General features: G+C 62.8%; 6 protein-coding genes. 2 read left to right on the forward strand and 4 right to left on the reverse strand.

Translation table 11 applies throughout. The annotated features are described in order from the left end of the window. Positions 1–40 precede the first annotated feature (40 nt). From C3F42_RS21690 to C3F42_RS21705, 4 genes are all read right to left on the reverse strand, one after another. Positions 41–727, reverse strand: a complete 687-nt coding sequence (locus C3F42_RS21690; protein ID WP_094012511.1) for an SDR family oxidoreductase — start codon at positions 725–727, stop codon at positions 41–43. A gap of 447 nt (positions 728–1,174) precedes the next feature. Beyond that, positions 1,175–1,759 carry a YigZ family protein gene (locus C3F42_RS21695; RefSeq protein WP_038706821.1) on the reverse strand — a complete coding sequence of 195 codons (585 nt, stop codon included), beginning with the start codon at positions 1,757–1,759 and terminating at the stop codon, positions 1,175–1,177. 9 nt (positions 1,760–1,768) lie between these two features. Next, positions 1,769–2,431, reverse strand: a complete 663-nt coding sequence (locus tag C3F42_RS21700; protein ID WP_023629633.1) for a TetR/AcrR family transcriptional regulator — start codon at positions 2,429–2,431, stop codon at positions 1,769–1,771. An 85-nt stretch (positions 2,432–2,516) separates the two neighbouring features. Beyond that, entirely contained in the window at positions 2,517–3,434 is a 918-nt protein-coding gene (locus C3F42_RS21705; RefSeq protein WP_023629634.1) for a LysR family transcriptional regulator, read from the reverse strand. A gap of 119 nt (positions 3,435–3,553) precedes the next feature. Here C3F42_RS21705 and C3F42_RS21710 point away from each other — a divergent pair, with 119 nt between their 5' ends. Then, entirely contained in the window at positions 3,554–4,900 is a 1,347-nt protein-coding gene (locus C3F42_RS21710; RefSeq protein ID WP_023629635.1) for an aspartate aminotransferase family protein, read from the forward strand. A gap of 70 nt (positions 4,901–4,970) precedes the next feature. Next, entirely contained in the window at positions 4,971–6,464 is a 1,494-nt protein-coding gene (locus C3F42_RS21715) for a CoA-acylating methylmalonate-semialdehyde dehydrogenase (protein WP_023629636.1), read from the forward strand. Positions 6,465–6,720 lie beyond the last annotated feature (256 nt).

Here is a 6,720-nt window from a genome sequence, read left to right on the forward strand (position 1 = left end):
GGCCGGGCAATGCGCCCATCCAGGCCTGTCACGCAGTGAATCACCAGGTGAGCGGCTCGCCCTTGTAGTTGATGAAACGCAGGCCGCCGTTGCCGCTCTGCGCCTTGATCTGCTCGAGCATGCCACGGGTGCTGGTGAGCACGTCGATCTCGGCATTCTCGCCGCCCATGTCGGTCTTCACCCAGCCCGGATGCATGGCCAGCACGGCAAGGTCGGCGCGCTGCAACTCGACCACGAAGCTGTTGATCATCGAGTTGAGGGCAGCCTTGCTGGCCTTGTACAGGCAGATCTCGCCGCCGTCGGGGATGGTCACGCTACCCAGGATCGAGCTCATGAAGGCCAGCACGCCGCTGCCTTGACGCACTTGGCTTGCCAGGCGCCGGGCCACACGGATCGGCGCCACGGCGTTGGTCATGAACAGCTCGCCGATCTGCTGCACCTGCACGCTTTCAAGGTCCTGCGGCAGCGGGCCCATGACTCCGGCGTTGACGAACACCAGGTCGAACACTTCACCTTGCAGGCGCTGCTTGAGCCCGTCGAGTTGGACGGTATCGTTCATCTCCAGGCGCTCGATACGTACACCGGAAACCTCGCGCAGAGCGCCTGGCTGTTGCGGGTCGCGCACGGTGGCGACGACATTCCAGCCATCTTCGCGCAAGCGTTGCACCAGCCCGAGGCCAAGGCCTCGGGAGGCGCCGATGATCAGGGCATTCTTGTTTGCGGTCATTGCGATACTCCATATCAAAGGCGGGGCGAGCGCTGTTGTGCATAGGTTCGCTCGCCGCGCGACAACGGGGTGATTGCCCTCCACCGGGAAAGGCCTGGGTGACGAGCATAAACCAGGTACCTGGCGCTCGCCTTGTGGAGGCTGATCAAAAAACGATCGATTGCTTGGAAAGCCTGTGGGGGCTGGGCCTGGCGCTGTAGTTCACGGGTTATCCACAAGCCGCTCCACAGTAATTGTGTGCAAGCGCAGCGGGCCAGAAAATGGCGGTTTGGGGGCGAGCTTACATTGAATGCTGGGGATAACTCACAGTCTTTCAGTCACTTGTGCCGGTGTCACACAAATGTGATCAAAATATGCTCAATGCTTCGCAGGCCTTGTCGCACAAGGCCTGTATCAGCTTGCCCCAAGCTTATCCACAGGCAGGCCCACAGTAGTTGTGGGCAACGCTCACTCTCTTTCCAGCAGGATGCGACCGCGGCTCAGGTCGGCGAGTTGTTGCTGCAGTAGGTTGAGGTGGCTTTCACCCAGGGCGATGCGCAGGTCGACGCCGTTGGCGGTGAACTGCTCGTCCAGCACCACGCCGTCCACCTCAGCCAGGCGTAGCTTGAGCAGCGCCAGTTCGCTGAAGGTGCAGCTGCAACTGAACGCGCTGCGCTGCACCAGCACACGCTTGGGTGCCTGCTGCAGGCATTTGTTGGCGCCGCCGCCGTAGGCCCGGGCCAGGCCACCGGTGCCCAGCTGGATGCCGCCATACCAGCGGATCACCAGCACCACCACCTGGTCGCAGTCCTGGGCTTCGATGGCGGCTAGGATCGGTCGCCCGGCCGTGCCGCCCGGTTCGCCGTCATCGCTGCTGCGGTACTGGGCGCCGAGCTTCCAGGCCCAGCAGTTGTGGGTGGCCGCCAGGTCGCTGTGGCGTTCGATGAAGGCCATGGCCTCGGCGGGGCTGCCGATCGGGCCGGCGAGGGTGATGAAGCGGCTCTTGCGGATTTCTTCGCGCAATTCGCAGAGCTCGAGCAGGGTAGAAGGCATAAGTCCGGGTCAGGCGGGCGTGCTGATGCCGCAGCCTTTGAGAATGATGTGGATAAGATTGTTGCTGGCGTCTTCCATGTCCTGTTTGGTCAGGCGGCTGCGGCCGGTGACCTGGCAGATCTGGGTGGCGAAGTCGGCGTAGTGCTGGGTGCTGCCCCAGAGCAGGAAGATCAGGTGCACCGGATCTACCCGGTCCATCTTGCCGGCGTCCATCCAGGCCTGGAACACCGCGGCGCGGCCACGGAACCATTCCCGGTAGTCGGCGCTGAAGTACTCGCTCAGGCACTCGCCGCCGCTGATCACTTCCATGGCGAAGATTCGCGAGGCCTGCGGGTTGCGCCGGGAGAACTCCATCTTGGTGCGAATGTACTGGCTGAGCGCCTCGGCCGGGTCGTCCTCCACGCTCAGGGCGTTGAAGGTGCTGTCCCACAGTTCGATGATGTTGCTCAGCACCGCGATGTACAGGCCCAGCTTGTTGGTGAAGTAATAATGCAGGTTGGCCTTGGGCAACCCGGCCTTGAGCGCGATGGTGTTCATGCTCGTGCCCTTGTAGCCGTGGCGGGCGAACTCGTCCTCGGCGGCCTGGATGATGGCCTGTTCGTTCTTCTGGCGAATGCGGCCGGCGGGCTTGCCCGAGGCGGGGGAGCGATGCGCAGGGACTTCTAGGGTCATGGACGATTCCGGGCGGGTCGTTACGGATGTCGGACAGATTACCTGCCTGTGCCGAAGTGACAAGCATTAGCGTCAGGGACAGGCATCAGCGTGTCGCAGCCAGGCTCTCGAGGAAGCTTTCCAGCACCAGGTTTGGTCGTCGTCCCTTGCGCGTTACCCAGCTCAGGCCCAGGTCATAGAAGCGCTGGGCGGGCTTCAGCGCCCGCAGGCGCCCTTGCTGCACCCAGAAGCTGGCGTAGTGGTCGGGCAAATAGCCGATATAGCGGCCCGTCAGGATCAGGAAGGCCATGCCTTCGCGGTCCGAGGCGCTGGCGGTACAGTGCAGGGCCTGGTAGTGCGCCTGGATGTCGGCGGGCAGGCGGAAGGTCGGGGCGATAGCGTCCTGGGCGTTGAGGCGATCGTCATCGATCTGCTGGTCTTCGGCGTAGAACAGCGGATGGCCGACCGCGCAATAAAGCAGCGAGCGCTCGCTGTACAGCGGTTGGTATTCAAGACCTGACAACGGACTGGTCTGCGGTACCACGCCCACGTGCAGGCTGCCGTCGAGCACGCCTTGCTCGACCTGGCTGGGGGCGATCATGCGGATCTGGATACGCACGTCGGGGCCGCGGTCCTTGAGTTCGGCAAGGGCGTGGGTGATGCGCATGTGTGGCAGGGTGACCAGGTTGTCGGTGAGACCAATGTTCAGCTCGCCGCGCAGGTGCTGGTGCAGGCCATTGACCTCGGTGCGGAACGTCTCCAGGGCGCTGAGGAGTTGCAGCGCCGAGTGGTAGACCTCGCGACCTTCCTCGGTCAGCGAAAAACCTGCCCGGCCACGTTGACACAGGCGCAGGCCCAAGCGCTGTTCAAGGTCATTCATCTGTTGGCTGATGGCCGAACGGCCGATGCCCAGGACGTTTTCCGCCGCTGAAAAGCCGCCGCACTCGACCACACTGCGGTAGATCTTCAATAGGCGAATGTCGAAATCGCTGACCTGCGCGAGGGGATCGGGGCGTCGGCTCATTAGTTTAGTTATCCGCTGACTGAAGGTTAGAAAAGCTGGGTTTTTCGAACTTTATCGCCGTGACAACTTAGCTGCAACAACACCCATCGTTGCCTAATCGTCTTTCGAGGAACCGCCCGATGAACATGCCCGAATCCGCTCAAGCCGGTCTGGCCAGCCAGCTCAAGCTGGATGCCCACTGGATGCCGTACACCGCCAACCGCAACTTCCAGCGCGACCCGCGGCTGATCGTGGCGGCCGAAGGCAACTACCTGGTCGACGACAAGGGCCGCAAGGTGTTCGACGCCTTGTCGGGCCTGTGGACCTGCGGCGCCGGGCATACTCGCAAAGAGATCAGCGAAGCGGTGGCCCGTCAGGTCGCCACCCTCGACTACTCGCCGGCCTTCCAGTTCGGCCACCCGTTGTCGTTCCAGCTGGCTGAGAAGATCGCCAACCTGGTGCCGGGCGACCTGAACCACGTGTTCTTCACCAACTCCGGCTCCGAGTGCGCCGACACCGCGCTGAAAATGGTGCGTGCCTACTGGCGCCTGAAAGGCCAGGCCACCAAGACCAAGATCATCGGCCGTGCCCGTGGCTATCACGGGGTGAACATCGCCGGCACCAGCCTGGGTGGCGTCAACGGTAACCGCAAGCTGTTCGGTCAGTTGCTGGACGTCGACCATCTGCCCCACACCGTGCTGCCGGGCAACGTGTTCAGCAAGGGCATGCCGGAAGAGGGCGGTATCGCCCTGGCCGACGAGATGCTCAAGCTGATCGAGCTGCATGACGCCTCGAACATCGCCGCGGTCATTGTCGAGCCGCTGGCTGGTTCCGCCGGTGTGCTGCCGCCGCCGAAGGGCTACCTCAAGCGCCTGCGCGAGATCTGCAGCCAGCACAACATCCTGCTGATCTTCGATGAAGTGATCACCGGCTTCGGCCGCATGGGCGCCATGACCGGTGCCGAAGCCTTCGGCGTGACCCCGGACCTGATGTGCATCGCCAAGCAGGTCACCAACGGCGCCATCCCGATGGGCGCGGTGATCGCCACCGGCGAAATCTACCAGACCTTCATGAACCAGCCGACTCCTGAGTACGCGGTGGAATTCCCCCACGGCTACACCTACTCGGCGCACCCGGTCGCCTGCGCCGCCGGCATCGCCGCGCTGGACCTGCTGCAGAAGGAAAACCTGGTGCAGTCCGCAGCCGAGCTGGCGCCGCACTTCGAAAAGCTGCTGCATGGCGTCAAAGGCACCAAGAACGTCGTCGATATCCGCAACTACGGCCTGGCCGGCGCGATCCAGATCGCCGCGCGCGATGGCGATGCCATCGTTCGTCCGTACGAGGCGGCCATGAAGCTGTGGCAAGCCGGCTTCTATGTACGCTTCGGTGGCGACACCCTGCAGTTCGGGCCGACCTTCAACACCCAGCCTCAAGAGCTGGATCGTCTGTTCGACGCCGTGGGCGAAGCCCTGAACAAGGTCGACTGATTTTCCGATTCTGACGTCGGGCGCGTGAGTGCCACGCGCCTGTCTCTACCTTCTTTATCTGGAGTTATGCATGAGCATTGTTCAGCACCTGATCCACGGCGAACTGGTCAGCAAGGGCGAGCGCACCGCCGATGTCTTCAACCCGTCGACCGGCCAGGCCGTGCGCAAGGTCGAGCTGGCCAGCCGCGCCACCATCCAGCAGGCCATCGATTCGGCCAAGGCCGCCTTCCCGGCCTGGCGCAATACCCCACCGGCCAAGCGCGCCCAGGTGATGTTCCGCTTCAAGCAGCTGCTTGAGCAGAACGAAGCGAAAATCTCGCAGATGATCAGCGAGGAACACGGCAAGACCGTGGAGGACGCTGCGGGCGAGCTCAAGCGTGGCATCGAGAACGTCGAGTTCGCCTGCGCCGCCCCGGAGCTGCTCAAGGGCGAGTACAGCCGCAACGTCGGCCCGAACATCGACGCCTGGTCCGATTTCCAGCCGCTGGGCATCGTCGCCGGTATCACGCCGTTCAACTTCCCGGCCATGGTGCCGCTGTGGATGTACCCGCTGGCCATCGCCTGCGGCAACGCATTCATTCTCAAACCGTCCGAGCGTGACCCGAGCTCGACCCTGTACATCGCCCAGCTGCTGCTGGAAGCCGGCCTGCCGAAGGGCATCCTCAACGTGGTGCACGGCGACAAGGAAGCGGTCGACGCACTGATCGAGGCGCCAGAGGTCAAGGCCCTGAGCTTTGTCGGCTCGACCCCGATCGCTGAATACATCTATGCCGAAGGCACCAAGCGCGGCAAGCGCGTGCAGGCTTTGGGCGGTGCGAAGAACCATGCGGTGCTGATGCCCGACGCCGATCTGGATAACGCGGTCAGCGCGCTGATGGGCGCTGCCTATGGTTCTTGCGGCGAGCGCTGCATGGCCATTTCGGTGGCGGTGTGTGTCGGCGACCAGGTGGCCGATGCGCTGATCGCCAAGCTGGAGCCGCAGATCAAGGCGCTGAAGATCGGTGCCGGTACGTCCTGCGGCCTCGACATGGGCCCGCTGGTGACCGCGGCCGCCCGTGACAAGGTTGTGGGTTACATTGATGACGGCGTCGCCGCTGGCGCCAAGCTGGTGGTCGATGGGCGCGGTTTCCGTGTGGCCGGTAACGAAGATGGCTATTTCGTCGGTGGCACCTTGTTCGACAAGGTAACCCCCGAAATGCGTATCTATAAGGAAGAGATTTTCGGGCCGGTGCTGTGCGTGGTGCGGGTGAACAGCCTGGAGCAAGCCATGCAGTTGATCAACGAGCATGAGTACGGCAACGGTACCTGCATCTTCACCCGTGACGGTGAGGCGGCGCGGCTGTTCTGCGATGAGATCGAAGTGGGCATGGTCGGCGTCAACGTGCCGCTGCCGGTGCCGGTGGCGTATCACAGCTTCGGTGGCTGGAAGCGTTCGCTGTTTGGTGATCTGCATGCCTATGGCCCGGACGGTGTGCGTTTCTATACCCGTCGCAAGGCGATCACCCAGCGTTGGCCGCAGCGGGCCAGCCATGAGGCGTCGCAGTTTGCCTTCCCTAGCTTGTAAGGCGCAGGGATGAAAGCGGGGCGGCCGAGAGGCCGCCCCGCTTAGTTTTGAGGTTTTGCTTTATATAACTGAAATAAAGGTTGACGGGGTTTCAGATCCCCTTATAATGCGCCCCACTTCCAGCGACATCGGAACGAAAAACTCCTTGAATATCAATGAGTTGATCGATCAAGAGGGTTGCGGAGGTGCTTCGGTCGTCAGATCGGCAGCGGTGAAAAAGGCAGTTGACAGCAGGTTGTAACGCTGTATGATTCGC

It is taken from the genome of Pseudomonas sp. PONIH3 (genome assembly GCF_002934345.1).
In the GTDB taxonomy this organism is placed as follows: Bacteria; Pseudomonadota; Gammaproteobacteria; order Pseudomonadales; family Pseudomonadaceae; genus Aquipseudomonas; species Aquipseudomonas soli.